At 43.0% G+C, this 1,024-nt stretch carries 1 pseudogene and 1 other annotated feature; the pseudogene reads right to left on the bottom strand.

Annotated features, from left to right (window positions below):
* Positions 1 to 1,024, bottom strand: a pseudogene (locus tag CWC30_RS17305) (IS3 family transposase); the annotation flags it as partial.
* Positions 799 to 915: a sequence feature (AL1L pseudoknot), on the bottom strand. Its footprint overlaps the pseudogene before it by 117 nt.

Genomic DNA, 1,024 nt, shown 5'->3' with positions numbered 1-1,024 from the left:
ATTATCATAGTAGTCTGTTTCATATTGAGCTGGTGAAATATACCCAATTGAAGATAATAAGCGTTGATTATTAAACCAATTGACCCACTCTAACGTTGCGTATTCAACAGCATCAACATTCTTCCACGGGCCATTTCTGCGAATAATCTCTGTTTTAAATAATCCATTTATTGTTTCAGCCAATGCATTGTCATAAGAGTCACCCACACTGCCTACAGACGCTTGAATTCCAGCTTCAGCAAGTCGCTCAGTGTATCGTATAGACAAATATTGGCTGCCTCTGTCGCTGTGGTGAATTAACCCTTCGGGGTTGCCACGATGCCAAATAGCTTGCTCTAACGCATCAAGAATAAGCTCTGTGTGCATTGTCGTTGATACACGCCAACCTACAATGTATCGTGAAAAAACATCTATCACGAAAGCGACATAAACAAACCCACTCCATGTGGCAACATAGGTGATGTCAGCTACCCAAAGTTGATTTGGCTGCTCAGCAGTAAATTGACGATTAACTAAATCCAGTGGCTTATCTTGTTGCTCGTCAGGTATCGTTGTCTTATGTGCTTTACCCCGACGAACACCTTGAATTCCCATAACTCGCATCAATCGTTCGACTGTACAGCGGGCGACTTGATGGTCGTCAAGCTGTAGCTGCTTCCATATTTTTCTTGCACCATAAACTGACATATTATCCTCCCACACTTCGCGAATGAGTATTATCAGCTCAGCATCACGCTTTTTGCGGTTAGACAGTCGCTCAGGCTCTCTTTGTATCTGTTTATGAGAATAATACGTTGATGGTGCAATCGGCAATTCCTTGCAAATTGACTCGACACCGTAATGCTCTCTGCAAGCATCAATAAAATCCACTATCACTTCTGTTTGCGGTCGAGTTCCGCTTGGGCGAAAAAAGCGGCAGCTTGCCTCAGGATATCATTCGTTCGCTTGAGCTCTTTATTTTCGCGTTCTAAGGCGGCAAGTCGTTCTTCAGTTGATTGACAGTTAGAAGAAGATTTAGACGATT

Origin of the sequence: Pseudoalteromonas sp. S4741, from assembly GCF_005886135.1 — a bacterium.
Lineage (GTDB): Bacteria > Pseudomonadota > Gammaproteobacteria > Enterobacterales > Alteromonadaceae > Pseudoalteromonas > Pseudoalteromonas tetraodonis.
This window is presented reverse-complemented; position numbering and strand designations above follow the sequence as displayed.